Source organism: uncultured Pseudoteredinibacter sp. (assembly GCF_947502065.1).
Taxonomy (GTDB): Bacteria; Pseudomonadota; Gammaproteobacteria; order Pseudomonadales; family Cellvibrionaceae; genus Pseudoteredinibacter.
Window position 1 is genome coordinate 364843 of record NZ_CANMYE010000005.1, and the last position, 26758, is coordinate 391600.

Below are 26758 nucleotides of genomic sequence, written 5' to 3' on the forward strand. Positions count from 1 at the left end.
AGGTCAGGAGCGCCTAGCATGAAAAATGATTCTAAAAGTTTTGCTTTAACCGTACGCAGCAACCCGTTTATGGCGGCGTTGATTGCAGCTCTGGTGGCATCGCTTATCGCAATGGCGGTGAGCTTTTATTTACTCCAGCGCGATGCTGGAAAAGACCAAGAGCAGCTCCAGTTAACCGCTGAATTACGAGCTTTATCGTATCGATTGTCGGCGCTGTCCCGCGAATCTACTTCCGGTGATGAGAAGGCATTCTCTGAGCTGTCTAAAGTAGTTGCTACTATGGACAGTACTTGGCAGGCCGTGCGCACTCAGGATGATAGTAATCGTACCATGATGGCAGCTGAGTATGCGGCCTTTGATAGCGTATGGCAGCGAGTAAAATCAAACTCGCGAACCATTGTTAACAACAAAGACACCATCATCTTTCTAAATGATGTTGCGAATACTCTAAACCAGTCACTGCCAGAACTGCAGGCTGAGCATAACAACATTGTAGAGATTCTTTTGGAAAGTAACGCACCGGCGGATCAGGTGGCGGTAGCCCAGATGCAGTCTTGGCGTGCGGAACGTATCGGTCGAAACGTTGATAAAATGCTACGCGGTGGTTCCGATGCAATGGAATCAGCGGATCAGTTTAACCTCGATGCAAACTTATTTGGTAAGGTTCTTTCGGGCATGAGCGACGGTGACGTTGCTATGAGTATTTCGAAAGTAACTGATACCGATGCCATCGAAAGTTTGGTGGAAATTAAAGAGCTGTTCGACTTTGTAAGCTCCTCGGTAAAAGAAATTTTTGAAGCGTCACCATCACTGTTTAAGGCCCGTCAGGCGGCCGATGCGCTACTGGATGACTCCCCAGTATTGCTAGAGACCTTGAGTGACCTAACCGACGGTATTGCAACCGCATCTGAACAGCGTCAGCCAAACAACACCACCATCGCCGTTATTGCTTTCATCGGCGTTGTGTTGTTGATCGTAATTGGTGCTCAGCTATTGAGCAGCTCTCGTAAACGCTTAGAAGAATCCGCCGCGGCGAACGATCGTAACCAGCAGGCGATTTTGCGACTACTTGATGAACTTGCCGACCTCGCTGATGGTGATTTGACTACCTCGGCAACGGTAACGGAAGACTTCACCGGGGCCATTGCGGACTCGGTTAACTACGCGATTGACCAACTTCGTATTCTAGTATCCCGAATCAATACCACCTCAACCAGTGTATCGTCAGCGGCACAAGGTACACAGCAAACCGCGCTTCACTTAGCAGAAGCATCCGAACACCAGGCGCAGGAAATTGCTGGTGCATCGGCGGCGGTAAATGAGATGGCTGTAACCATTGACCAAGTATCTGTAAACGCCGCCGAATCAGCGGGCGTTGCGGAGCGATCGGTAACGATCGCGAACAATGGTGCGAAGGTGGTACAGAACACCATCACGGGCATGGATACTATTCGTGAGCAGATTCAAGACACCTCAAAACGTATTAAACGACTGGGTGAATCGTCCCAGGAGATTGGTGATATCGTAAGCTTGATTAACGACATTGCTGACCAAACCAACATTCTTGCACTGAACGCCGCAATTCAGGCATCGATGGCGGGTGACGCCGGTCGAGGTTTCGCGGTGGTGGCGGACGAAGTACAGCGATTGGCGGAACGTTCTGCGGCGGCAACCAAGCAGATTGAAGGCCTGGTAAAAGCAATTCAGAACGATACTAACGAAGCGGTAACTTCAATGGAACAAACCACTACCGAGGTGGTTAAGGGTGCGCGCCTAGCACAGGATGCGGGTGTTGCACTGGAAGAAATTGAAAACGTATCGTCTAACTTGGCGGAATTGATTCAAAGCATTTCGAACGCTGCACGTCAGCAGGCTTCATCAGCGGGCCACATTTCAAATACGATGAACGTGATTCAGGAAATTACCTCGCAAACTTCATCGGGTACCAGTGCAACGGCACAATCCATTGGTAACTTGGCTGACATGGCGACCGATCTACAAGATTCGGTTGCGGGCTTTACCTTACCAGAAGGCATGCGCATGGATTCGGCTAACGAAGACGATGTTGTTTTCTCTTCGGCCGAAGATGCTGATGTAGAAATCGGCTTAGATGATGTTGATGACTTAGATGCATCACTTGATGAAGAAGAGCAAACCTTGGAAGTCGCTGGCAATCAGTAAGACGAGTTAGAGGTGAATGAGGTAGCGTAAGATAACTGTTAAATGTCTTGGTCTTTGCAAGTATCCAGCGGATTAAGCGATTTAGAATTTAATCGCTGGCGAAAACTATTAGAAAAAAGAGCAGGGATGGCAGTTGGCGAACAGCTTCGCAGCATGTTGCAGGTGCAGATTAACCAGCGTATGCAGGCGATCGGTTATAGCGACTACTCAGCCTATTATGATTTTGTGCACAGTGGGCTTGGTGGCCGTTTAGAGCAAGCTTTGCTCATAGAAAAGCTGGTGGTTAGCGAAACCAGCTTTTTTAGGCATCGGCCATCATATGATTTTGTGAGCTCTGCATTTGCTCAGTATTTAGAGCGTCGACAGGCCGGCAATACAAAAGCTTGTTTTGATGTATGGAGTATAGGTTGTGCCAGTGGCGAAGAGCCTTACTCTTTGGCCATGGGCTTTGAAGATCTGCTCGCGGATTGTGAATTATACGGCTCTGGGTACTACAGCATTGTAGCTACGGATATTAGTCACAGAGCTATCGCGTTAGCGCGCAAGGGTGAATATGGCCGGGCTAAGTTTGACACCGTGCCGGACGAGCAAAAGCAACATTATTTTGAACAATTAAAAGATGGGCGTTACAAGGTAAAGCCTGCCTTGGCAAAAAGTATCTGTTTTAGTCAGGCTAATATTGTTGATATCGACAATATGCCGGTAGTGAAAATGGATCTCGTGTTTACGCAGAATATGTTGGTGTATTTTCGTAAGCCCCAGCGCCTAAGAATATTAGATTACATCGCCGAGCGCTTAAAGCCAGGTGGCTATTTAGTGCTGGGTTTGGGCGAGGTAACCAAATGGCACAATCCACGCATGCAAATTGTGGATGTGGGTGCCGTGCAAGTTTACCAGCGCAATAAAGAATAATTGGGGATACTTCCTACTATGGAAGAAAAAAGAGACTTAACAGCACTGGATTGGGTGCTCGGTGAAATTTCCGAGTCCCTAAATCAATCCCGGCAAGCACTGGAAGCCTATATGGGCGATGTGCAGGATGCTACCCAGCTGCGATTCTGTCTAACACATTTGCATCAGGTATACGGTAGTTTGCAAATGGTTGAGCTTGAAGGCCCAACCATGTTGGCCCAAGAGATGGAGCTGCTCACCCAAGAAATGCTTAATGGTGCGGTAGCTGCAGATAACACGGTTGCCAATACTCTAATGCGGGCTATTGTGCAGCTGCCATTGTTTTTGCAGCAGATTCAGCGTGGTACGGGTTTCCATTCTTCGGCGGTGTTTCCCCTAGTCAACGAACTGCGTGCCGCACGCGGCGATTCTTTAATTATTGATTCGGTGGGCTTTAAGCCCGACTTGTCTGCGCTGCAGTTACGTTTTGGTACAGCACCTAAACTCTTAGCTGATCAAAATCATTTTTTAGCGGTCGCTAAAAAGCTTCAGCAGATGTTTCAGTTCGCCGCCGCCAGTGTGCTGCGCGGCATGAACCTAAAAGATAATCGTGATTATCTAAATAAAATTTTTCTTCGCTTAAAAGCCATTAGCCAAGCAAGCCCACGATTACAACAGTGGGATATTGCCAAAGCATGGTTGGATAGCTTGAGTAATGAAGACCTTTCCTCGGGCTTAGCGGTACGTGCTTTGATGCGGCATTTGCATCGCGATATCAAGATTATTTCGCAAAAAGGTGTGCCGGCTTTAAGTGTTGCTCCAAACCAGGAGTTGCTACGTACTTTATTGTTTTACGTTGCTTGCAGCACTGAGTCATCAGATGCTATCCGTGCGGTGCGCGAACGTTACGCTTTGGATCGAGCTTTTGGTGGCGATGATCAAGCGGCAATCTCTGCGGTGTCAGAGCCGCAGTTGGATACTATTCGTTCTGTGACTAAAGCTCTGAAAGAAGAGCTGGATGAAATTAAACAAACGCTAGAAAAGTTTAATGAAGATAGCGGTGAGGTTCAGTCCTTAGAGGATATGTTGCCGGTATTCCAGCGCGTAGCCGATACCATGATGGTAATGGGCGTGAACGAGCTGCCCAAGCAGGTCAACCAAATCGAAGAGTCCTTGCGACTCAAATTGCGTGAAGGTGAATTGCACGGCCAGGAGCTGATGAAATTTGCAGAACAAATTCTGCACGTTGAGCATCAGCTTGAGGCAATAGCGAGTTCAGGTCGATTGCAAGAAACGGTCGACAATAAAACACTGGCTGCATTGCGAATCGACGATGCGCAACAAGCCGTGGTGCAAGAATCCTATAGCCGCCTAGAAACCGTTAAGCAATCTATTGTTGAGTATATTGCTTCACAGTGGGATGTTACGCACCTGCAAGAAACCCCAGCTTTACTAAAAGAAATTGCTGGTGGCTTGGCGATCATTCCATTGCAGCGTGCCGCTAATATTCTATACACCGCAGCGCGTTACATTGACGATAAGCTGCTGATAGGCGATGCCGGTGCCCCGCAGTGGGTTGAGTTGGATACTTTGGCAGATGCCATATCCAGTGTTGAGTACTACTTGGAAAAACTACGGTCCGGTGTTGATAACAGTGAAGATCAGTTGCTGGAAGTTGCTGAAGAGAGCTTGGCTAATTTAGGTTACGCCGTTGTTGAAATTCAATATGTCGAGCCAGTAAAAGAAACACCAGCTCAAGAACAAGAACAAGAACAAGAGCAAAATCAAAGCCAGCTTGATATGCCAACGGCCGCTGAAGAAGTTGTTGAAGACCTTACTGCGGCAAATGAAGAAATCGACTTGGCTGATGCAGCTGTATCCGAGATAAGTCTATCTTCTGTACAAGAAGATGAAGATGAGGATGAAGATGAAGATGAAGTTGATAGCGAAATTCGCGAGATCTTCATTGAAGAGGCCGCCGAAGTTATTGAATCTATCGATGATTACTTCCCGCGCTGGGCGATGGATTTCTCTGATCAAGAGTCCTTGGGTGAGTTCAGGCGCGCGTTCCATACCTTAAAGGGCAGTGGCCGATTAGTAAAAGCCTTCAGCATTGGTGAGCTGGCTTGGTCTGTGGAGAATATGCTTAATCGCATTATCGATGGCGCAATCGAGCCGAACGAGCAGCAAGTTAGCCTGATTAATCGTGTTCGATCACATTTGCCGGGTCTAGTCGAAGCCTTTGCTGCAGAAGCTGCGGTAGAAAACGAGGCCGAGTTGCAACAGTTGCAAGAATGGGCCGCGGTGCTGGCTGATGGCGGCAGCGTTATTGGTTTGGATGACAAGCCAGAAGCTGAAGAAAAAACAGAAGAAGATCAGGCGAGTGAATCAATAATTGATGAAGGTGCGGCTGATGCTGAGCCGCTAAGCCAAGAAGACGAAGAGCGCGCCGAGGAATATCAGCTTTGGGATATTTTTGTTTCCGAAGCTGAAGGCCACTTGTATGAAGTGGGCCGCTTTAATGAGCGTATGTTGGCGGCCGCACCTTTATATGAAGCGCCTAGCGACCCAATGCAGCGTGCCTTGCACACCTTAAAAGGCAGCGCCCATATGGCTGGCGTCACCGAGGTGGCGGAAATTGCAACGCCCTTGGAAGGCCTAGCCAAAGAGATGCGTAATTATCAGGTTATTTTAAACCAAGATAGTTTGCAGCTTTTTGTTGATGCTCGTGAATATATTCAAGCAGCCTTAGAGCAAATTAAAGCGCGCCTAGAAATTCAAATTCCAGAAAAAGACATGTTCTTAGCTCGCGTAGCTGAGCAATACGAACTTAATGTTGGTCATCTAATCCACCAAGAGCAGGATTCACCATTAGGCTCGGCAGATCCTAGCAAGCTGACCGCCTTTATGGCTGGCGGTATGGATTTATTGCTCGATGCTGATCGCCTATTAGTCAGTTGGCGTGCGGGTGGCCCTGCTGCCGATGTGGCAACCATCGGTACTGAATTACATGCCTTGCATGAAGCGGCCGAGCAGGCGCGTTTACCGCAAGTGGCGCAACTCAGTGAGCAACTGTTAGCGGTTTACAAACATATTCCAGCAGATGCCGAAACCTTTGATGCCGAAGTTTTAGGGCACCTTGAACAAGGTCATGAGTGCATTCTAGACATGTTGGATGCGGTGGCGGCAACCCAAGAGCTGCCATTGCCAAGTGATGAATTGGTGGCTGCATTAGAAGCTGATGCGCAAAACTTGGCTGTGCCTGAGCTAAGCGAGCATATTGAAGGTGAGGCTGAAGCTGAAGTTGCTGAGCAGGAAGTGGTTGAATCAGAAGCCGCCGAGCTAGAAGCAGCAGAAGAGGTTGGCGAAACGTCAAGCGAAGAGGCTGAAGAAAAAGTCGACAGCGAGCCCGAAAGCGACACTACTGAAGTCGAAGCTGTTGATGAAAGTACTGAAGCTACTTCTGAAGCTTCAGATACCACAGCAACACCAGAAGTTAGCGAGCATGAAACCAGCCAGTACATTAAAGGCTTGTTAGATGCGGCCGCAGCTAAGTCAGAGCCAGCTATTGAAGAGCCGGAAGCTGAAGACGAGGTTGACCCGGAAATTCTAGAGATCTTTTACGAAGAAGCTGAAGAGCAAATCGAAGAGATCGAAGAGGCCGTGCACGATTGGGAAGAAGCACCCAATGATCATCAGCATGCCGATGAGCTTAAGCGTATTCTGCACACCTTGAAAGGTGGCGCACGTTTGGCAGGTTTGTCGACGCTGGGCGATTTAGCGCACGACTTTGAAACCTATCTAATTAATAACACCGATCAAGCCAGCAAAGATCCGCAGTTCTTTATTCAGGTACATGAATACCAAGATCGCCTGATTAGCAAAATTAAATCGACGGGCGAATACACTGGTGCAGCTGACGCTGATGTTGAGCAAGAAGAAGCTGAAGAGCAAGCACCGAAAGAAGTTGCGGTGGTTGAAGCTGAGCAGGTGCAAGTGCAAAGTCAGGCACCGGTGCAAGGTGAGCAAAACAAGCTGCAAGTTCAGCGTAGTGCGCCACAAGAAGTTATTAAGATTCCAGCTGATCTTCTTGAAAGTTTGGTTAACCTCGCTGGTGAGACCTCGATCTCCCGTGGCCGAATGGAGCAGCAGGTTTCCGATTGGGGGCAATCGCTGGATGAAATGAACTCCACCATTGTGCGTTTGCAAGAACAGCTACGCCGTTTGGATATCGAAACCGAAGCACAGATCTTGTTCCGTCAGGAACAGTTGCAGCAGCATGAAGATTTCGATCCGCTGGAAATGGACCGCTACTCACAGTTGCAGCAGCTGTCGCGCTCATTAACCGAGTCGGCGTCTGACTTATTGGATTTGAAACATACGCTGTCTGATAAAGCGCGTGATGCCGAACAATTGCTACTGCAACAGTCGCGCATTAATACCGATTTGCAAGAAGGTTTGATGCGTTCGCGAATGGTGCCTTTCTCTCGCATGGTGCCGCGCTTACGCCGAATTGTCCGTCAGGTATCGACTGAACTTGGCAAGCAAGTAAACTTGCAGATGGAAAACATCGAAGGTGAAATGGATCGCTCGGTACTTGAGCGCATGGTAACACCTTTGGAGCACATGCTGCGTAATGCGGTGGATCACGGTATTGAATCAGCCCAAGAGCGTGCCGCTGAAAACAAAGCGCCCCATGGTCGCATTGTGTTAAGCCTAACCCGTGAGGGTGGTGATGTTCTATTGCGCTTGGCCGATGATGGCCGCGGTATTGATCTAGAGAAGGTTAAGGCCAAGGCAATTGAGCGCGGCATGATGGCCGCCGATGCCCAGCTAAGCGATCGCGACATTATGCAATTTGTTGTGCAGGCGGGTTTCTCAACCGCCGAATCGGTGACGCAAATTTCGGGCCGCGGTGTTGGCCTTGATGTTGTAAGTAGTGAAATTAAACAACTTGGCGGTGCGGTTACGATTAACTCACAGCAGGGTCAGGGTACTGAGTTCTTAATTCGCCTACCGTTTACGGTATCAGTAAACCGCGCCTTGATGGTGCAGATTGGCGACGATTCTTACGCCTTACCATTGAATACCATCGAAGGTATTGTGCGCGTAAGTCCGTTCGAGCTAGAGCATTATTATCAAGATCCGCAAGCACGTTTTGAATATGCTGATGAGAACTATAAGGTTCGTTATCTCGGCGAGATGCTAGGCACTGGCGCTAAGCCAAAACTGGAAGATCAGATTCTACCGCTACCTGTGGTGCTAGTAAGAACCACCGAGCATGTGGTTGCTATTCAAGTAGATGCGCTAATGGGTAGCCGTGAAATTGTGGTGAAAAGTCTTGGGCCGCAATTTGCGGGTGTGCAAGGTTTATCCGGTGCCACCGTTATGGGTGATGGTAGCGTAGTAGTTATTATCGATCCTGTGGCCTTGATTCGTCGCCAAGCGGCCATGAGTTATCAGCCGCATCTGCTAAGTGAAGAGCCTGCTTTACCAAGTCGTGAAAACGATGAAATTACAGTAATGGTGGTGGATGATTCGGTTACAGTACGTAAGGTAGCTGGTCGCTTCCTGGAGCGTCAGGGTTATCGCGTAATTACCGCTAAAGATGGTATGGAAGCGCTGAAAGTTCTGCAGGACGAGATCCCAGCAATCATGTTGCTGGATATCGAAATGCCACGTATGGATGGCTTTGAAGTTGCCAAGAACGTACGTGGTAGTCGTCGCTTGCAAGACCTGCCCATTATTATGATTACCTCTCGAACCGGTGATAAACACCGCGAGCGCGCCATGGAGCTTGGTGTGAACAAATATATGGGTAAGCCGTATCAAGAAGAGGCGCTGCTAGAAAATATTAATGAGTTGATTGGTATTGTTCCGCGAGCGCTTGAGCAAGCCTAACGATGAAGCGAAATTTGCAGGGCTTAAAGCTGGGTGTTATTGCTAATGATGATGCCAGCCTAGAGGGCTTTAAAGATTTGCTGGCCGGTTTAGGCTGCAAGTCTATTTTTGCAGAAACCTTGTTGAATATCGATTGGCAAGGTGACATCAATCAGCTGCAAGCCGATGCTTGGATTGTTTGCGTAAAAGATCACGACGATGATGCATTGGCCGATTGGTTAGCCGAGCAAAATTGTGCATTGATGTTGGCCGATGAAGATATCCCCAAAAAAGATTCAGCGAGCTTTGGCGAGTGGCGTCAGCGTTGGATGCAAAAGCTGCATAAGCTTCGCCAAGGCGAAACCCAAGTAGCCCGTTGGCCAAAGCAACTTTGGATTCTTGGTGCATCAACTGGCGGCCCAGAAGCGGTAAGCGAATTTCTCGCTGCACTGCCCGATGATCTAGATGCAGGCTTTATTTATATACAGCACAGCAGTGTTGCTGGCGTTCCCCTGATTCGGCAAGTGGTGGCAAAGCACAGCCCTTACCCGGTGGAAATAGCCGCCGCGGGTCAAACAGTTGCCGCTGGCAAGGTGCTGATGTTGGGCGCTAAAAAGCGCCTACTATTAAACTCTCAAGGCATGTTAGAGGCCGATGGCCGCGCATGGGCCAGCGATTTTTCACCGAGTATTGATCAGTTTGTGTACTCGGCCGCTACCAAGGTGGCTACTATTAATAACTGTCAGCTAGGTGTGATTATATTTAGTGGTATGGCTGGCGATGGCGCCGAGGCCTGTCGTTTTGCCCAGCAGCGTGGCGCCCAAATATGGGCTCAGAGTATCGACTCTAGTATCAGCCCTTATATGCCAATAGCGGCTGCAGAAATCGCCGAGATCGAATTTAGTGGCAGCCCTAAACAGCTGGCTGAGAAGATTAGTCAGCAGCTAGTAGATACCGAGGTGGAATTACAAGCCGCTGAACAAACAGACGAGCAAACACTAGAAGCAGAATTAGATAAGGTTGCCAGTTAAGATCTGGAGTAATTTTTATGGAACAACTTGCCCAAGAACGCCCTACAGAAGTCCCCAGTCTTGCGGTGCCAGTAGCTGGCTTTACATTATTATTGCCCACCATTTCAGTAGCTGAAATGGTACCGTATCGAAAGTCTCGTTTTATCTCGGCTGAGAAAGAAAGCGTTGGATATATCGGGCGTTATGAGTGGCGAGATCAGCAAGTGCCTTTGCTATCTTTTGAAGAATTAAATGGCTTACCGCGCGGCGAGGTTTCTGGCTATAACCAGGTGGCGATCATCAACGCTACGGGCTTAAGCTCTGAGCTGGCTTATGTGGCGGTGATTGCACAGGGTATTCCCCATGTAGCACGAGTAACTCCCGAAGCGATCCAAGAGTTGCCTGATGCGCCGGATTTTCCCTATGTCAAAATGACCGTTATCGTCGATGGCCAAGAAGCGGCCATTCCTGATGTGCCTGCCCTAGAGGCCATGGCTGCTGAGCTTTAGTTGCCCAGCGCTGAGCTAACTTTTCTTTAGGCCTGCGTGGCAGGCTGTTTACAAATCGCCCCAATGATATTGCAGCAGGCTCAGTGCGGCTAAGGGGGCGGTTTCTGTGCGCATTACCCTTGGCCCAAGGGTAAGGGCCTCAAACTCTACCGCCTTGGCGGCCTCAATCTCCGATTCGCTCAAGCCACCTTCTGGGCCAATTAGCAAGCAAGCGCGTTCAATCGGCTGGCTGGGATCTAAACCTTTGCTATCGCGATGGTGCAATACCCATTTTTGCCCGCTTGGTGCATTTTCTAAGAAAGTGCTAATGCCAACGGCGTTGTTCAAGCGTGGTAGCTGATTGCGTTGGCATTGCTCGCAGGCGCTGATCAGAATCTGCTGCCAGTGCTGCTGTTTTTTCTCTAATCTTGGGCCGTTTAGCTTAACTTCGGTGCGCTCGGTGAAGAGCGGGCTAATTTCTGTCACACCCAGTTCACATGCCTTCTGTAAAACCCAGTCCATGCGGTCACCACGGGAAACTCCAATCGCTAAATGGCTGTGTAATGGGGATTCCCGATCGACCTTGTTATGGTCGGTAATCGTTACTTGAGTGACTTTTTTGCCGACCTCATGAATAATAGCTGAGTATTCACCCCCTAGACCGTTGAATAGGGTTAGTTCACGGCCTGCAGCCATTCGTAAGACTTTGCTGACATGACGTGAAGCAGCCTCTTCTAGGCTGATGGTCTGACCGCTTGATAGTGTTTGTGGGGTGTAGATTCTCGGAATGCGCATGGCGAAGCCGCTAGAGCAAGTGAATGTTAGCGACTAAGCGCCGGTGGCTGCTCATAATAACAGAAGTGAGCAGCCAAACCTAAGATATGGATGTAGTGATGAAAGCCACCTTATTGATCGTAGAAGATTGTGAAGCCACCCGTGAGCGTTTAGAAACCGCCATTATCGAAGGTGGTGAATTTCGCTTGGTGGGCTCGGTGGGTACCTTTAAAGCCGCCGCCGCCATGCTGGAAAACTCATCCCCAGATATCTTACTCACCGATCTAGATCTACCCGACGGCAATGGTATTGATCTGATTAAGATGCTGCGCCAAAGCAAGGTTAGCACCCAGCTGGCTATCGTGATTACTATCTTTGGTGATGAAGCCCACGTGATCAATGCATTGCGTGCGGGTGCATCGGGCTATTTGCTGAAGGACGATGAGTTCTTCGAGATCAATAAAGCCATTAAACAAATGCAAGAGGGCGGCGCCCCTATCAGTCCAGGCGTAGCGCGCTTTTTATTGCAAGAATTTAAACCAGCGCCAGCGCATGAAGAAGATAGCCATAATACATTAAGCGAGCGCGAGCACGAGATCTTATTGCTGGTCAGTAAAGGCTATACTTCTAAAGAGATCGGCAATATGCTAAATGTATCCTTTCATACGGTAAATGCTCACGTTAAGAATATTTATAAAAAGCTGGCGGTTACCAACCGTACTGGGGCCATCTATGAAGCCACCAAGAAAGGCATTATTTAAGAGCCTAACACTGTGAAGCAACACAAGACGACCTTGATATTTCCACTGGCCTTGCTGGCTGCTATGCCGGCTATGGCGATGGATGAATCTCTGGATTTAGATCTACCTGTAGTTATTAGCGCAAGCCGCTTAAACCAATCTATTTTACATAGCCCCTCGGCGGTAACCGTTATCGATAAAAATATGATTGCGGCTTCGGCTTATACGGATATCGCTGATGTGTTGCGCTTAGTGCCAGGGTTTCAAGTGGTGCGCGCCGATGGTCGCACCCATTCGGTTAACTCTCATGGAGGCGGCTGGGAATTCAGCAATCGCCTGCAGGTGTTGGTGAATGGCCGCACTGCATATTTGCCAACTTTATCGGTGGTTGATTGGGATACCTTGGGTGTTCATATCAATGATATCGAGCGTATCGAAGTAGTGCGCGGTCCTTCAGCGTCGGCTTATGGCTCTAACTCCTTTTCGGCGGCTATTAATATTATTACCCGCGAGCCGGGCTTAAGTGAGCCTTACCGTTATTCAGTAAGGGCCGGCAATAAAGGCGAGCGTGAATATCAAGCCAGTTGGTCTGGGCAAAACCAATTAATGGATTATCGCGTTAACCTATGGAAACGCCGCTCGAATGGCTTAGATAACTTTCACGATTTTAAAGATCACGATAATTTTAGTTTTGCCGGTGTGAGTCAGCTATCCGATGGCTCTAAATTAGATCTCGAGTTTAATTTTTATAATGGCAAAACCGGCGCCGCCGAATTTAGAGAGTTTCAGCCAAGAGATCGTAAAGTAAATGGCTTCTCTGCAAAAATTGCCTGGCAAAAAAATTACAGCGCCAATAGCGATTTTGGTATCAAGGCTTATTACAGCGATCGCGATGAAGATGATCTCACTTTTACTATACCGCTTTATGAAATTGTTGGCTTAAGCCCTGAGGTGTTCAGGCTAGTTACCGGATCGGACGATGTATTTTACCGCACCGGCTACAGCACCCATAAAGGCCGACGCGCCGATTTAGAAGGGCAGTACAGCTGGCATGGCGACGGCGGTTTTAAAGCGGTTGTGGGATTGGGTATTCGACAAGATTTCCTAAAAAGCATTTCTTACTTTCCACAAAAAGGTGAGGTTGAAGAGACGAGTTTTCGAAGCTTCGCCAATATTCAGCAGCCTTTGAGCGAAACCGTATTGCTTAACTTGGGCTTACTGTATGAGAACACTGGCGATCAAGGTAATCATTGGTCGCCGCGTTTAAGTTTGAATTGGGAATTTAAACCTCAGCAAAGCTTACGTATTGCAGCCTCCCAGGCTTATCGTCAGCCGTCTTTGTTGGAAGCTAACTTTGATACCAAAACGGTGTTAAGCAATGGCTTTGTGCTGGATCAGCGTTATATCTCTGATGAGAATTTAGAGGCCGAAAAGATCCTCAATCTAAACCTTGCCTACCAAGGGAAATCTGGCTTTTGGCAATGGGAGCTAAGCGCCTACCGTGAGGCCTTAGATAATATGATCGATTATGCATCTGATCGCTCGGTCATTGACCCATTGCGCAATTTTGCGACCCGTATTGGCAACTACGATAGCTACGACAGTCAAGGTGTTGAGGGTGAGATTAGCTATCGCCCGCAATTGGATAAGTTTATAAGGTTTCATTTTAATCGTGGCAGCAGTCACCATTACTCGCTATTGCGAATAAACCCATCTCTGCCAAGAATCTATAAGGATCGTGCACCTAAATGGAGTGCGGGGATTTTTGTGTCTTATCCCATAAATCAGTGGCAAGCAGGCTATTCCATACAATATATGGACGAAGTCTACTGGGATGGTTTTGGAGATCGCGTGAAATCATACACTCGTATGGATCTCTCCCTAGCTAAAACTTGGGATATCGGTGACAAGGAGCTGGAAGTGAAGTTTGGAGCATTGTCGTTTAATAGCTCATACCAAGAATTCAATGAGGATCTATTTATAGAACCTCAGTACTATCTCGGTTTTACTCTGGCCAAGCGCTAGATGACAGCTCGTTATCTACTTTTATTGGCGCTACTATTTGGCAGCCCCCCGGGCTTTGCCGATATACATATCCTTGTGCCTGAGCAAAGTAAATCTTTAAAAGCGGCTGCCGAGCAAATCAAAACTGAAATGCGCAGCCGCGGCATTGCCGAAGATGAACTGTCGATTCGCTATGGGCTGCAAGCACCTTCTGACGGCTTTAAAAAGGCCGATCTATTACTAGCCCTTGGACCAAAGGCCGCTAATTTTGCGTTGCTGCATGGGCAGAAAAATAAGATTGTCTTTAGCTTTGTAGAAGAAGCTTTTATCCGCGAGGCTACCGAAGGGCGCAAAGCCGGCAGCTGGGCAGCCATTGTAATTAATCAGCCATTGCAACGTATGTATGCATTGGCCGAGTTACTGCTGGCAGAGCGCACCAATAAAACGGTACTTGTTCCCAATAGCTTGAACAATGCGCTACTCAATAAACAAGTAGAGGATTTAAGCCAGAGCGAAGCCCTACAACTTATTCACCGCAGCATCGAGCCAAATGCCAGAAATATCTCCCGCTTAGAAGATGAGTTTTACCAAGCGGCTATGATATTGGCGCCACTGGATAATGAATTGTGGCGCGGTAAAAATGCTCGCCTATTATTGCATCAGGCTTATAGCTACCAATTGCCCATCGTTGCCCATAGCCGGGCTTTTACCAAAGCCGGCGCCATGCTTGCCGTTTACCTAAGCAAAGAGCAAGTCGCCAAAGAGACAGCAGATTTAGTAAAAACCTGGCAAGCAGCCGATAGCTTTGCCCAAGATGCCATTGTCTACCCCAAGGCGAACTTAGAAATTAATGACAATATTGCTAGGGCTCTACGTTATAAGCCAGAGCAAATCCGTCAGCAGTTACAGCAGCCAGAGCAAAAGCAAAAAATTCTAGGGAGGCAGAGTCGTGCTCGCTAGAAATATTCGCAGCCAGTTATTGTTTATCGCCATGATGCCGCTGCTGCTGGTGGTGGCTGCGGTGAGTGTCTTTATGCTTTCTGAATCATTAGATGATATCGAGAGCAGCCTAGAGCGCCGCGGCAATGATATTTCAACCCAGGCGGTGTTGATGTCAGAGTTTTATTTTTACACTGGTGATGTGCAGCGCTTAAGTGAAATTGCCGGCATTGTAATCAATATTGATGCGGTAAGCTCGGTTCGTTTTGTGGATGCTAATAATAAAATTTTGGCCGAGCAAAGCAAACACAATAGCGTTATCAATAAAGATCGCTTATTTATTATCCCGATATACAGCAAAGATGTATCACCAGATGAAGTATCTGCCTTGGCGGGCATTGAAGAAAATCAAGAAGAGCGCCTAGGGCAAATCGAAATTGCATTATCCAGAGATGAGCATTCCAGTTTGCGAGAGAAGGCTTATCTTCGCATTATGGTGGTTGCGGTTTCTGCAGTGGCCTTAGGCATCTTTATGGTGTATTTATTTGGTCGCCGTTTAAGTGCTTCGCTTTCCAATATGGCCGCTTCGGCAAAAGAAGTGAAGATGGGTGATCTAAGTAGCCGCAGCCCTGAAGATGGTGAAGGCGAGATTCTAGAGCTACAGCGTTTGTTCAATAGAATGGTGGGCAGCTTGCAAGAAAACGAAGTGCAGCTTCAAAACCGTATTGCCCAAGCGACTAAATCCTTAAATGAATCCGTAGATGAGCTATCGCAAAAAAACACCCAGCTAGAACAGCAGCGCCAAGAAGCCATTGAGCTAGAACGCAGCAAGGCCATCTCTGATGAGCGTGCTCGCATAATGAAAGATATGCACGATGGCATCGGTGGCCAGTTAGTGGCATCCCTGGCCATGATTGAAAAAGAAAAGAATAGCGAGATACGGGATAACATTTCTTCGGCACTGCGAGAATGCCTAGATGATTTTCGTTTAATTATTCTATCTTTGAATGTGAGCGATAGTAATCTACAAGCGCTACTGGCCGACTTTAAATATCGCATTAATAAAAAGCTTGCTAAGTTAGGTGTAGGCTTGCGCTGGCAGGTAGCCACCGAAGTCGATCAAATAAATATCCAGCCCCAGCAAAGCTTGCACTTGCTGCGTATTCTGCAAGAAATATTCGCCAATATTCTAAAGCACAGCGAAGCAAACGAAATTACCTTGAAGGTAAGCTTGAGCGACAAGGAAGTTTTGTTGCAAGTGGATGATAATGGAAGCTTCGATGAACCTGAGCAAGCTGGCGGGCATGGCCTAAAGAATATGCGTTGGCGAGCTGAGGAGCTTAAAGGACATTTTGAGCTGAGCCAAAACGAGCAAGGCGGTGCAAGCGCGAAGCTTTCCTTTCCTGTAGATGCTGCTTCCTAGCTGTTGGTTTATGGATTTGTAGCTTTTAAAAAGCCTATTAAAATCGTTATGTGATCTATGAATTTACTTGAGGAATATATTCCTGATTACTCTGGGCATATTGCAAAGTTAAAGTATATCGTTGAGAAAGAAACACTTGAAATAGTGTTTTTTGATCGGCCTGAAGAATTCAATATTGTTTTGAAACTCGTATTTTATGGTGTCAAGGAGTTGCGTGAGGCCGAGTTCGAAAGGCCTGAGGATAACTGTATTGAGCTAGCGATTGGTTTAGATTCAGTTGTTGGAGGTTACTGTCTCCATACGGACCAGCGCGAAATACATTTTCAAGCAAATAGAGTGGAGTCTTTTAGTGTCGATAGATAGCAAGGCCAATCAATCTCCAGAGCTACACTTTGTTTCATTTTGTAAGCTCCGCTAACGGCATTAAAAGTAATAGAACTATGAGAATACTTGCACTGCTTATACTTTTTTCCGGAGTAGTTTCGGCTGGAGAGATAACTTTACTTAAAGGCCAAGCTTATACTGTACCTGATGGTAAGGTGTGGATTATAGAGAATACTCCGGTTTCAACTTGTCGAGTTTGTACAGCCGACGTATACGTTAAAGGTGAGCTAAATAATATTGAAGCAGCTGGTGTTATATTTAGCGGGGAGTTCAATTTTTCGTTTAGTTCTAATTCAAATGGTCCAATTAGGCTATTTCCAGGTACTAAAGTGACTCTAGGCGATAGTCGTGGGTCGCTAGTTGTCTACGAAGAAGAGCTTTAAGCGTACAGCAGAGCCTTACAACTGATAAGGCGTTAACAAACTGATTAGTTGCGCACGTTGATGAATATCTAGCTTTTGGTAAATGCGGCGAATATGTGTGCGGCAGGTGCTTAAGCTGATGTGTAATTGCTCGGCGATAGCCTGATCAGATAGCGCACCATTTAGTAATTTTAAAACTTCATATTCACGTTGGGTAAGTCCAAACTGTTTAATCAACAGCTGCCCGCTCTTCTTGCTTAGCCTGCGCATGCTATTGCGAAAATGCGGCGCGATAATATCCAGCATATTCAAATCTGTGGTTTCGAAGTTACTGCGTGCTTTGCTGCGCCATATGCGAAAGTCCGCTAGGTTCTCACCGCTTTCATCAAATACATACAGGTTTACCCCATAGTGCATGCCGTCGCGTGCTAAGAAGTCTTGGTAAAATTCGGTCTTTTCAAGATCTTGCTGCTGCATAATCTGATTGACCGATACCGCTTTGCTGCACTGGCGCATCTTGTGGGTAATGGGGTCGTGAAACTGAAAGTAATCCTTGTAGCGGCCAAGGTTGCTGTCATCTAGATTGAGTTGGCAGGGCTCGGCGAATTGTTGCTTATCGTTTTGCCAGATATAGGAGGCAAAGTGATCGGCATTAAGCAGGCGCAATAGTGCATGGCCGCAATCCATGCGTAGCTTATAGGCATCTTCAGCGGCGCTGAAGTGCTCGATCAGCGTTACGGTATCTTGCCATTGTCGTTGAGAAAGCCCCATATTGAGCCCCATCTATTGCTTAATTTGCTGTGTGCCGTAATGTGGCATCCTAATAGCCTGATCATCGGCGATTAGCTCACCATCAGCGATCTAGGCTTGAGGCCTAGTAGGGCGGCTACGTCCTATTTATGGTTATGGAGGTAGGCCAAGGCACAGCTGTTAATAGTAGTGTTGATAGCCCCTTCTAGTCTATGATGAAGTGAATAAAAAATAAACGACAAGCTTTGGGCCGCTGCTATATTAAAGCCCCCATCTTATGCCTGTTAGCCCACTAGGCAGAGTGAATTGTGAGGATAGAGTGAACTTTGAACTTAGCTACGGTAGCCACCTGGCCACCAAATTAGAACGCAGCCAAGGCTATATGCAAAATGCCGGTCTTGAGGCCGTGATGATTGGCTCGGGCGTGCAAGAGCCTATCTTCCAAGATGATTATTACCACCCCTATGTGGTGAACCCGTTTTTTAAAGAGTGGCTGCCACTCTTACAGGTGCCCAACTGCTACCTGCTGATTCGCCAAAGCGGCCGCCCTAGCTTGTTCTTCCATAAGCCGCTTGATATTTGGCATAAGGTATTGGCCATGCCAGATGATTTCTGGACAGCGCATTTTGATATTGTGGAATACGCCGATGCTAATCAGCTGAATAAGCTATTTAGCCCAATTAAAGGCGCGGCGGCCTTTATTGGTTTGCCAGAGGCTATGCCGCAAATCAATGGTATTGAGTGGCAGCTAAACGAGCCAGCTTTGCTGAATCACTTTAAGTTTTACCGTGCCTGCAAAAGCGAATATGAGCAACAGTGTATCGAGCTGGCCAATCAGCAGGCGGCCAAATGCCACACTGCCGCTAAAGAAGCCTTTATGGCCGGCGCCAGCGAGTTTGAAATTAATCAGGCTTATCTCGGCGCCCTAGATTTACGCGAGCAAGATATGCCCTATGGCAATATTATCGCGCTGAATGAAAACGCCGCTATTTTGCATTACACCCACCTGCAAAAGCAGCGCCTAAACCACAGCCGCTCTTTTTTGATCGATGCCGGTTTTAGCGTTAATGGTTACGCGGCCGATATCAGTCGTACCTATTGTCGTGAAGAAAGCGAAATTGGCGTGCAGTTTATGCGCTTAATCAGCGAGCTAGATAAAGCCCAGCTAGCGCTAATTGATGAGCTAAAACCTGGTATGCACTACCTAGATGCCCATAAAGATATGCACCGCCGAGTGGGTGATATTTTACAAACCGCTGGCATTATAAATATCGATGGCGAGGCCGCATTGGCCGAAGGCATTACCAGCAAATTTTTACCCCATGGCCTGGGGCACCTTTTAGGTGTGCAAGTGCATGATCTAGGCGGCTGGCAGCAAGATGAGGCCGGCACCAATCAAGAGCCTCCGGCAAGCCATCCGTATTTGCGCCTAAACCGTAAGCTGCAATCCGATATGGTCATTACCGTAGAGCCCGGCATTTATTTTATCGAGCCATTATTAGCCGAGCTACAAGCCAGCAGTCAAAGTGTTTGTGTTAACTGGCAATTAGTTGATGCCATGCGCCCATTTGGTGGCATACGCATCGAAGATAACGTAGCCATTAAAAAGGCAGGCAACGAAAACTTTACCCGCAAGTACCTGCCGCATTAATAGGCCAGCACACAATGTAAGGGAACATTGGGTGTCTATTGAGTAGAGAAATTAGAAAGAAAGCAGAAAGCGTAAAGAAAATAGAAAAAGAGAAGCGATGATGAAAAAAACAAAACTACTGGCACTGCTAGCCGCTAGCATCAGCATGCCAAGCTTAGCAGATACTCAAATTATTCACGCGGGCACATTATTGGCCGTGCCGGGCGAAAAGCCACTAAGCCAACAGAGCCTAATTATTAAAGATGGCCGCGTGCAAGAAGTAAAAGCCGGCTATATTAATGCGGCCGATGTTGGCGATGATGCAAAAGTTATCGATCTAAAAGATAGCTTCGTAATGCCAGGCCTAATGGATATGCACGTGCATTTGCAAGGCGAGCTAGGCCCCAATAATGATAGCGAACGTTTGCGTATGTCCGATGCTGATGTAGCGATGCAAAGCGCCCATTTTGCTAAAAAAACTTTGATGGCAGGTTTTACCACGGTGCGCGATCTAGGTGCCCAAAGCCCGCAGCATATCTACGCACTGCGTGATGCCATTGCCAAGGGTTGGTTGGATGGCCCGCGTATTGTGGCATCGGGTGGTGTTGCAGTAACCGGTGGCCATGGTGATGTTGATGGTATGCGTCACGATCTATTAGAAAAATACACCTCTAAAACCATTTGTGATGGCCCATACGATTGCCGCCGTGCTACCCGTCGTGCCATTAAGTTTAATGCCGATGTTATTAAAATTACTTCCACCGGTGGCGTGCTATCCGATACCGATACTGGCACCGGCCAACAAATGGCCGATGATGAGCTGCGCGAAGTTGTCGATGCCGCCCATGCTTTAGGTCGCAAAGTTGCCAGCCATGCCCATGCGGCCGAAGGCATTAACGCCGCACTGCGCGCCGGCGTAGATAGTATCGAACACGGCAGCTACGCCGATAAAGAAAGCATCAAGCTGTTTAAGAAAAACGGCGCCTATCTAGTGCCCACACTATTGGCAGGCGATACCGTAAAACAAATGGCCGAGAAATCGAACTTTATGTCGCCCGCTATTAAAGAAAAGGCGATACGCGTTGGCGGCGATATGATGGATAATTTCAGCAAGGCTTACCGCGCTGGCGTTAACATCGCCTTCGGTACTGATTCCGGCGTATCACGCCACGGCATCAATGCCGAAGAAGCCGTGCTAATGACCAAAGCTGGCATGAGCGAAATGGATGTGCTGCAATCGGCCACCGTAAATGCCGCAAAGTTAATCGGCCAAAGCAAAACCCTAGGCACACTAGAGCCAGGTAAATACGCCGATATCATCGCCACCAACGGCAGCCCACTAGCAGATATTAAAGAGCTATTGGATGTCGATTTTGTGATGAAAGCCGGCAAGGTTTATAAGCTGTAGTAAGGCCAGCAGCTTTAAACCTAAGGCAACTCCACACCTAAGGCATATAAAACCCAATAAGGCATTAGCCGCAAGGCTAATGCGCTTTACCCCATTTCAACGACTCGCTTGTAAGCAATCCATTAAAATTTGCTTTGATCAAGTAGAGCAATGCCAATACCGGCCATTGCTTTGTCTGCTGTAACCCAAATAATGAGACTGTATGAAATTTATACCAGTAGCCTGTGCCGCGCTGTTAACCGCATCTTGCGCCTCACAACAAACCTATAAGTTCTACCAAGGCCCCCAAAAGCTGCCAACAGAGCTTTCCACAATCAAGCCCAAACGACCATTTGCCGCGCCAGGCATTTATGTACGATATGTAGACGGAAAATATATATCCGAGTATGAATCAATGGCAGGTTATCCGGCGACGGTTCAAGAGGCTAATATGCTAAAGCCACTGCTTTTTCAGGTAGAGCCAGGCCCGCATCGTTTTAATGTTGGTTTCAGCTATACCGATGTGGCCAACAAATTTGCCACAGTAAGCCAGATGACAAGCACAGCCCTAGCAAGCGGCGTCGCAATCGGATCATCAAAAATCGTAAATTACCGACAATTTGCCGATATAGAAGTAAACACAAAAGCCAACAAAGTTTATCAACTTAACTACCAGTGGGACGAGAAAGCGGGCGTTACCTTTTACGTAGATGAGTGCGATCAACAAGAAAAGGCCTGTAAAAAGATTCCTGCCAAAATAGAAAAACAGGAATACACAATCACCCCAGGCCTGCCTACAGGTTACGATCTGCTAGCAAAGTAGCTAGGCAGTTTGAGTGATATTTGCCTGGTGATGGGTTTGCATCGTAAAAACCAATTGTTACAGTCATATAGCGCATTAGCCAAATGTTAATGCGCTGCTTATCCAAGCTATACCATCAAGCTCCATTTATGGTCTGCCGACAGCTTCTCAATGTGCATTCTCTGCGTGTGCATGGCGCGAAAAGGGCGCCTATACAATATTAATTTTAAAATTCCGAATCCCGGACCTTCTGTTTAACTTGGAAATCAATTGCCAACGATTTAAGACCCACCAGGTAAATAATCATTTACGCGACGTTTGCGGGTTAGCAAGATTCGCCGCTCAAAAGAAAAAGCGAAATATCGCCTAAAAATAGTGATATAGGCGTCAAATTTTTTAATTTGGTATGAATTTTCTTGTACTTGTAAAAGTGAAAATAAAGCAATAAATTAGAGCTTTAGACAAAAGAATGCAGTTAGCTGTTAAAACAGACACCACTCTGTTATTTCTGAAACTCCAAAATTAATAAGACGCGTTCGCTTTTTGGTTGTAATTCTAGCAGTCTGTTTATTTAGCTGTTATAGCGTATATCGCTGAAGTATGGAATTCGAAGAGAAGCTGTACGATTAGATAAGTATCACCCTTTTAAAGGGAGCCCCTGAACAAGTAGTTGCTTTCTGCTTTAATTTAGTTGAAAGCGGTGGAGACTACTCGATAGAATTTTGTTGCTGATAGACTTGATTCAAATGATGTTGACTGGGCGTGAGACGAAGTTTTTGAGACGAAACCTAGAGAGATTGAAATACCTATTTCTATATCGAGTGGTGGTTGGAAGATTTGCTTGGGGAATATGATCCAGAAATACGTACTACCTCAAAAGTTGGGGCAAAAGTGTTAGTAAGTTGTAAGGGTGTAGGAGTAGGGTTTGTAGATGGGAATCTGGAAATTATTAATCGGCCATAAGACGTTACTCAAACATGTTACGTCGTAAAAGCTCGGCCTGCGCGTGACAGTCTACACTACGTCCGGCTGCCCCTTGGCAAAACGTTATACCCCCTAGCCTTTTCGAAGTTTGGATGTGGGAAGGTTTACTTCCATAAGGAGATATCAAGTGAAAAAACTACTATATTTAGTACTTATTTTTATCGCCAACCCTTTTCATGCCGTCGGTAGTGAAATCATAAACGAGCCAGACAAATTTGCTTGGCAATTGTTCATTGAGCTGAATCTGCCCGCAGCCCCAAATAAAAGAGGCGTTGCTGATTCATCTAAGAAACTAGGTGACGAAGGTAATGTGGTGTGGGAAACATGGGCTTTAGCAGATGATGTGTTCACACGCGATGGTTGTAAACCGAGCAGATGGGATGATCTTAAATTAAGATATTCTACTAAATCAGAGCGAATGCGCTCACCAGTATCGAAAGCTGATTTGATATTCAGCCAGCTAAATGAAGATGATTTTCAGGTGAATTTTGATCCTAACGAGCCGTTTTCTGAGACCCGAATGAATCAAGCTGCTTTCGATTTTATAAGAAATGAAGGGCTTTACAATATTGAGGGACAGGAGGCATTCCACACATCTGGAAGATTTATTGATCTTCCAGAAGAAGCCCGCGAGATAAAATCCGCATGGAGGGTGCTAACCAAGGAGGAAATAAAAAGCGGGCGCTATCATATGAACAAAGCGGGGGGAGAGACTTATGGCTTGATTGCACTACACATTATTACTAAAGATATTCCCCAGTGGTTTTGGTCGACGTTTGAGCATGTAGATAATCCTGATATTGATATACGCGACACTGAAAACGATCTGCGATGGTTTGATCGTCACACTAATGGTGGAGAAAAGTCAAGGCTCCCTAAGGAGGTTATTGGTACTAAATGGGAAAACTACAGGCTTAAAGGGACTCAATTGGACTTTGTGACTTTAGACGGGCGTCCTACGATAGTCGCGAATGCCATAATTGAACGCGGCTTCATGGGAAGTTCGTCGTGTGTTAGTTGTCACGCACACGCTACAATTGGAGACCCGATCAACAGGTGTGACCCAACAAAAGATAAATCCTGTAAGGCAGAAGATATACGTGCTAATAGGCTGCCCATTTTCGAAGATATTCGGCGTCAATATTTGGACCCAACCAACCCCAAATCCAAGTCTTCTAGGTTTATTCTTGGATGGACGGGGACACCTAATCCAGAACTTTTCTACGATAAGAACGCAGGGGCATTGATCTCAGAGACCAGAAGCTACACTCAAACTGACTTTATGTGGTCATTTTTTAGGGCGAAGTCTAAGCATTTGTGTAACAAGTAGAGCGAACTAGACAATGAAAGAATTTTACAACCGCAAAAGAATACACACCTCATTAGGGTCTAAGTCTCCTAGTGAGTATGAAAAAATGGCGGCTTAATGAAAATCAAAAGGTGTCCACTTTATGGGGGCGCCTTCCCTCGCTACCGCTCGGCCGGTGTTGGTGGCGTTAGCTTCCCGAGTTACCCAAAACTAGTAGACACTCTGTATAGTTAGAAATCTATATGGAGGTGCTCAAATGGCACGTAAGAAAAGGGCCCAGGCCTACACTGAAGAATTTAGAAGGGAAGCGGTTAAAAGAGCTGAGAAGGAAGGTAATACCACGGCATCCGTTGCTAAGGAGTTGGGGGTTAGCGCTCAGCAGATCTACAATTGGCGACGTCAATTTAATCGCTTATCGGATAAGCAATTTAACTCTATGGATGGCGTGGATTACTCCAAGAAAGAAAGCGAAGAAATTAGGAGGCTGAAGCGAGAAAAAGCCGCTTTAGAGAAGGAGCTTGAGTTCGTAAAAAAGGCAGCTGCGTACTTCGCGAACCACCAAGAGTGAAGTACGCCTTGATTATGGAATATCGGGGCCAGTATACCTTACGTTTGATGTGCAAGGTTTTGGCGGTGTCACGTTCTGGTTTTTACAGGTGGCTGGATCGACCTAAAAGCAAGCGTGCTCAGCACAGGGAGTACATGGAAGCTCAAGTTACTGATATCTACTCGACCTATAAGGCTCGATACGGAGCGCCTAGAATCTCTCAGGAGCTGAAGGCGCTAGGCGTTCCGTGTTCTACCAATACGGTAGCTGATATCCTTCAGAGTCAGGGTTTAAAGGCTAGAAACGGGAAGTCGTTTCGATATGGCAGCCATGCGCTTACGATGAACAATGTATCGGATAACTTGCTGTGGCGAGATTTTAGTTCCAGTAAGCCAAATGAAAAATGGACGTCGGATATTACGTACATTTGGGTGAAAGATCGTTGGTTGTACCTGGCTACTGTTATGGATCTATTCTCTCGGACGATTGTAGGTTGGGCGCTAGATACTTCGATGACGGAGGAACTCGTCACGGAGGCTTTATTGATGGCGTTTAAGCGATGAGAAGTGCAACCGGGGTTGATCATACACTCAGACAGAGGTGTGCAGTATCGTTCTAGAAAATATATAGACTTTATGAAGTCCTGGGGATGTAAGCCCAGTATGAGCCGGAAGGGAAACTGCTGGGATAATGCGCCAATGGAATCATTCTTTAGTAGGTTAAAGGTAGAATTAATTTACGCAGAACAATATGCATCGATAAGCGAAGCTAAATCGGGTATCTTTGAGTATATTGAAGTGTTTTATAATCGTTTAAGAAGGCATTCTGCAATTGGATATATGAGTCCAGTTGAGTATGAAGAGAAAGCAGCGCTGGCTGCATAGTTAGAGTGTCTACTTTTATTGGGTAGGACCAATTTTAAAGGAGGTTTCTAAGTAGATATGTGGGACTTTTTTATTTCGCATGCTAGTGAGGATAAAGATGCTGTTGCTCGACCACTGTATGATGCACTATGCGATCAAGGGTATTCGGTTTGGTTTGATGAGGCTACTCTCTCGCTTGGCGATTCATTGCGTCAAAAGATAGACGAGGGCTTGTCAAAATGTAGTTATGGAATTGTTATTATTAGCAATGATTTTCTGTCTAAGCCCTGGCCGCAACGTGAGTTAGATGCTTTGGTTTCAAGGGAGGATTCCGGATCCAAAGTTATTCTTCCTGTTTGGCATGAGGTTACACATAAAGAAATATCTCTAAAGTCTCCACTTCTTGCAAGTAAGTTGGCGGCAAAAACATCAAGTGGCATAGTTGGAATTGTTAAGGAGGTTGAAAAAGCTTTTAAACCCTCTTCTGATCATATTCATGAGCCGTTATTGGCAAACCTTAATTTTTCTTTGCCAGAAGAGCCGAATCAAGATGCGTATTATAAAGCATGTGAAGAGGAGTCCCTCTTTATAGAGTATTGTAATGATGTGTTGAGTGTTGGGGACTTTCAAATAGGTGTAACAAAACTTCTCCGGGAGGGTGTGGTCGAGACTGGTAAGGTAAACGAAATATTAAATAATTTTACGCAAGTATTTAGCCCTAAGCATTACCGTGTCCTATTTCAGCTTGGTTGCTTGTTATATGACTATGTGGATATCGAGGACAACATATTCGATGTGCTTGGACGAAAAGGTGTAGAGCCAAAGGTTCTTGAGAGTTTAAGTGCATATATACCTAATAAGTCTAGTTACAAGTTGTCTCGAATATTCTTCAACGCTTTCTATGAATTAAAAACGGGGCCTATTGAGTTTGGGTCGGCGTTGAGGTCGGATAGCTTCGCTTTGTATTGCAGTAGAATTGACAATCAAAGAACTCTTCACATACTGCAAAGCTGGAGAAAAGCCTCATGGTTTACTGGTGCTTTGGTAGCTGATGCGGTCTCATGTGTTGTTGATCTCGTTGATAAGTCTGAATCAATAGATGATATCCGCTATATAAAATATGAATTGAAGAATTGGGGAGAGGATGGCCTTCTTGACGAAAACATGAACCCCAAAGATTACGCCTGGGATGGAGTGAGAAGAATTCTTGGGTGGTAAACACAAAAAATCTAACACATATGAGCCATTAACCAGTCAATAGGCAATAAGGTACCCGCCAGTGTTCTGGGTGGAAGTTTTTATATTTTGAATGCCCGTTGCTTCGTTAGTCCTATGAACCGTCATAAAAACGCTTGCGGTAAACACATATTGAGGCTCTCTTATAGGGTCTCACCCAAGCCCAGTCTTTCA

At 46.6% G+C, this 26758-nt stretch carries 19 protein-coding genes and 1 pseudogene; 18 read left to right on the forward strand and 2 right to left on the reverse strand.

Annotation, left to right across the window (positions count from 1 at the left end):
- Positions 1–18: 18 nt before the first annotated feature.
- The 5 genes from Q1A41_RS15075 to Q1A41_RS15095 are packed head-to-tail and all read left to right on the forward strand — an operon-like array spanning position 19 to position 10471.
- Positions 19–2181, forward strand: a complete 2163-nt coding sequence (locus tag Q1A41_RS15075) for a methyl-accepting chemotaxis protein (RefSeq protein ID WP_299980651.1) — start codon at positions 19–21, stop codon at positions 2179–2181.
- Between the two features lie 42 nt (positions 2182–2223).
- Positions 2224–3093: a protein-glutamate O-methyltransferase CheR gene (locus tag Q1A41_RS15080; RefSeq protein WP_299980653.1), complete on the forward strand. Its 870-nt coding sequence runs from the start codon at positions 2224–2226 to the stop codon at positions 3091–3093.
- A gap of 18 nt (positions 3094–3111) precedes the next feature.
- A complete protein-coding gene (locus Q1A41_RS15085) occupies positions 3112–8973 on the forward strand; it encodes an Hpt domain-containing protein (RefSeq protein ID WP_299980655.1) in 5862 nt (1953 codons plus the stop codon).
- Between the two features lie 2 nt (positions 8974–8975).
- Positions 8976–9983: a chemotaxis protein CheB gene (locus tag Q1A41_RS15090; RefSeq protein WP_299980657.1), complete on the forward strand. Its 1008-nt coding sequence runs from the start codon at positions 8976–8978 to the stop codon at positions 9981–9983.
- Between the two features lie 17 nt (positions 9984–10000).
- Complete coding sequence (locus tag Q1A41_RS15095) at positions 10001–10471, forward strand: chemotaxis protein CheW (protein WP_299980659.1); 471 nt, start codon at positions 10001–10003, stop codon at positions 10469–10471.
- A gap of 48 nt (positions 10472–10519) precedes the next feature.
- On the opposite strand, the gene Q1A41_RS15100 is transcribed toward Q1A41_RS15095, so the two are convergent.
- Complete coding sequence (locus tag Q1A41_RS15100) at positions 10520–11245, reverse strand: 16S rRNA (uracil(1498)-N(3))-methyltransferase (protein ID WP_299980661.1); 726 nt, start codon at positions 11243–11245, stop codon at positions 10520–10522.
- Between the two features lie 98 nt (positions 11246–11343).
- On the opposite strand from Q1A41_RS15100, the gene Q1A41_RS15105 reads away from it, so the two are divergent.
- The 6 genes from Q1A41_RS15105 (at position 11344) to Q1A41_RS15130 (ending at position 17097) form a co-directional block, all read left to right on the forward strand.
- Entirely contained in the window at positions 11344–11985 is a 642-nt protein-coding gene (locus Q1A41_RS15105) for a response regulator transcription factor (protein ID WP_299980663.1), read from the forward strand.
- Between the two features lie 12 nt (positions 11986–11997).
- Entirely contained in the window at positions 11998–13989 is a 1992-nt protein-coding gene (locus Q1A41_RS15110) for a TonB-dependent receptor (protein WP_299980665.1), read from the forward strand.
- Positions 13990–14928, forward strand: a complete 939-nt coding sequence (locus Q1A41_RS15115) for a hypothetical protein (protein WP_299980668.1) — start codon at positions 13990–13992, stop codon at positions 14926–14928.
- The gene (locus Q1A41_RS15120) at positions 14918–16330 is read left to right on the forward strand and encodes a HAMP domain-containing protein (RefSeq protein WP_299980670.1); all 1413 of its coding nucleotides are present in this window, start codon (positions 14918–14920) and stop codon (positions 16328–16330) included. Before Q1A41_RS15115 ends, Q1A41_RS15120 begins: the two co-directional genes overlap by 11 nt.
- A 57-nt stretch (positions 16331–16387) precedes the next feature.
- The gene (locus tag Q1A41_RS15125) at positions 16388–16693 is read left to right on the forward strand and encodes a hypothetical protein (RefSeq protein WP_299980672.1); all 306 of its coding nucleotides are present in this window, start codon (positions 16388–16390) and stop codon (positions 16691–16693) included.
- Between the two features lie 77 nt (positions 16694–16770).
- The gene (locus tag Q1A41_RS15130; protein WP_299775881.1) at positions 16771–17097 is read left to right on the forward strand and encodes a hypothetical protein; all 327 of its coding nucleotides are present in this window, start codon (positions 16771–16773) and stop codon (positions 17095–17097) included.
- Between the two features lie 15 nt (positions 17098–17112).
- Here the strand turns inward: Q1A41_RS15130 and Q1A41_RS15135 are convergent, their stop codons facing one another.
- Positions 17113–17847: a LuxR C-terminal-related transcriptional regulator gene (locus Q1A41_RS15135; protein ID WP_299980674.1), complete on the reverse strand. Its 735-nt coding sequence runs from the start codon at positions 17845–17847 to the stop codon at positions 17113–17115.
- 298 nt (positions 17848–18145) lie between these two features.
- Here Q1A41_RS15135 and pepQ point away from each other — a divergent pair, with 298 nt between their 5' ends.
- From pepQ to Q1A41_RS15175, 7 genes and pseudogenes are all read left to right on the forward strand, one after another.
- On the forward strand, positions 18146–19477 hold the full coding sequence (gene pepQ / locus Q1A41_RS15140; protein ID WP_299980676.1) for a Xaa-Pro dipeptidase: 1332 nt from the start codon (positions 18146–18148) through the stop codon (positions 19475–19477).
- Between the two features lie 97 nt (positions 19478–19574).
- Entirely contained in the window at positions 19575–20864 is a 1290-nt protein-coding gene (locus Q1A41_RS15145) for an amidohydrolase family protein (RefSeq protein ID WP_299980678.1), read from the forward strand.
- A gap of 202 nt (positions 20865–21066) precedes the next feature.
- Positions 21067–21666, forward strand: coding sequence for a hypothetical protein (locus tag Q1A41_RS15150; RefSeq protein ID WP_299980680.1), 600 nt, complete (start codon positions 21067–21069; stop codon positions 21664–21666).
- Positions 21667–22756: 1090 nt separating this feature from the next.
- Positions 22757–23959 carry a hypothetical protein gene (locus Q1A41_RS15155; RefSeq protein ID WP_299980682.1) on the forward strand — a complete coding sequence of 401 codons (1203 nt, stop codon included), beginning with the start codon at positions 22757–22759 and terminating at the stop codon, positions 23957–23959.
- Positions 23960–24194: 235 nt separating this feature from the next.
- Complete coding sequence (locus tag Q1A41_RS15160) at positions 24195–24506, forward strand: transposase (protein ID WP_299980684.1); 312 nt, start codon at positions 24195–24197, stop codon at positions 24504–24506.
- 14 nt (positions 24507–24520) lie between these two features.
- Positions 24521–25369 (forward strand): annotated as a pseudogene (locus Q1A41_RS20405) (IS3 family transposase).
- Positions 25370–25426: 57 nt separating this feature from the next.
- Entirely contained in the window at positions 25427–26566 is a 1140-nt protein-coding gene (locus Q1A41_RS15175; protein WP_299980688.1) for a toll/interleukin-1 receptor domain-containing protein, read from the forward strand.
- Positions 26567–26758: the final 192 nt, after the last annotated feature.

Bases quoted from the DNA above. Each gene is read 5' to 3' on its own strand.
- Q1A41_RS15075 (WP_299980651.1), top strand. From the start codon at position 19: ATGAAAAATGATTCTAAAAGTTTTGCTTTAACCGTACGCAGCAACCCG.
- Q1A41_RS15080 (WP_299980653.1), top strand. From the start codon at position 2,224: ATGTCTTGGTCTTTGCAAGTATCCAGCGGATTAAGCGATTTAGAATTT.
- Q1A41_RS15085 (WP_299980655.1), top strand. From the start codon at position 3,112: ATGGAAGAAAAAAGAGACTTAACAGCACTGGATTGGGTGCTCGGTGAA.
- Q1A41_RS15090 (WP_299980657.1), top strand. From the start codon at position 8,976: ATGAAGCGAAATTTGCAGGGCTTAAAGCTGGGTGTTATTGCTAATGAT.
- Q1A41_RS15095 (WP_299980659.1), top strand. From the start codon at position 10,001: ATGGAACAACTTGCCCAAGAACGCCCTACAGAAGTCCCCAGTCTTGCG.
- Q1A41_RS15100 (WP_299980661.1), bottom strand. From the start codon at position 11,245: ATGCGCATTCCGAGAATCTACACCCCACAAACACTATCAAGCGGTCAG.
- Q1A41_RS15105 (WP_299980663.1), top strand. From the start codon at position 11,344: ATGAAAGCCACCTTATTGATCGTAGAAGATTGTGAAGCCACCCGTGAG.
- Q1A41_RS15115 (WP_299980668.1), top strand. From the start codon at position 13,990: ATGACAGCTCGTTATCTACTTTTATTGGCGCTACTATTTGGCAGCCCC.
- Q1A41_RS15125 (WP_299980672.1), top strand. From the start codon at position 16,388: ATGAATTTACTTGAGGAATATATTCCTGATTACTCTGGGCATATTGCA.
- Q1A41_RS15130 (WP_299775881.1), top strand. From the start codon at position 16,771: ATGAGAATACTTGCACTGCTTATACTTTTTTCCGGAGTAGTTTCGGCT.
- Q1A41_RS15135 (WP_299980674.1), bottom strand. From the start codon at position 17,847: ATGGGGCTTTCTCAACGACAATGGCAAGATACCGTAACGCTGATCGAG.
- Q1A41_RS15145 (WP_299980678.1), top strand. From the start codon at position 19,575: ATGATGAAAAAAACAAAACTACTGGCACTGCTAGCCGCTAGCATCAGC.
- Q1A41_RS15150 (WP_299980680.1), top strand. From the start codon at position 21,067: ATGAAATTTATACCAGTAGCCTGTGCCGCGCTGTTAACCGCATCTTGC.
- Q1A41_RS15160 (WP_299980684.1), top strand. From the start codon at position 24,195: ATGGCACGTAAGAAAAGGGCCCAGGCCTACACTGAAGAATTTAGAAGG.
- Q1A41_RS15175 (WP_299980688.1), top strand. From the start codon at position 25,427: ATGTGGGACTTTTTTATTTCGCATGCTAGTGAGGATAAAGATGCTGTT.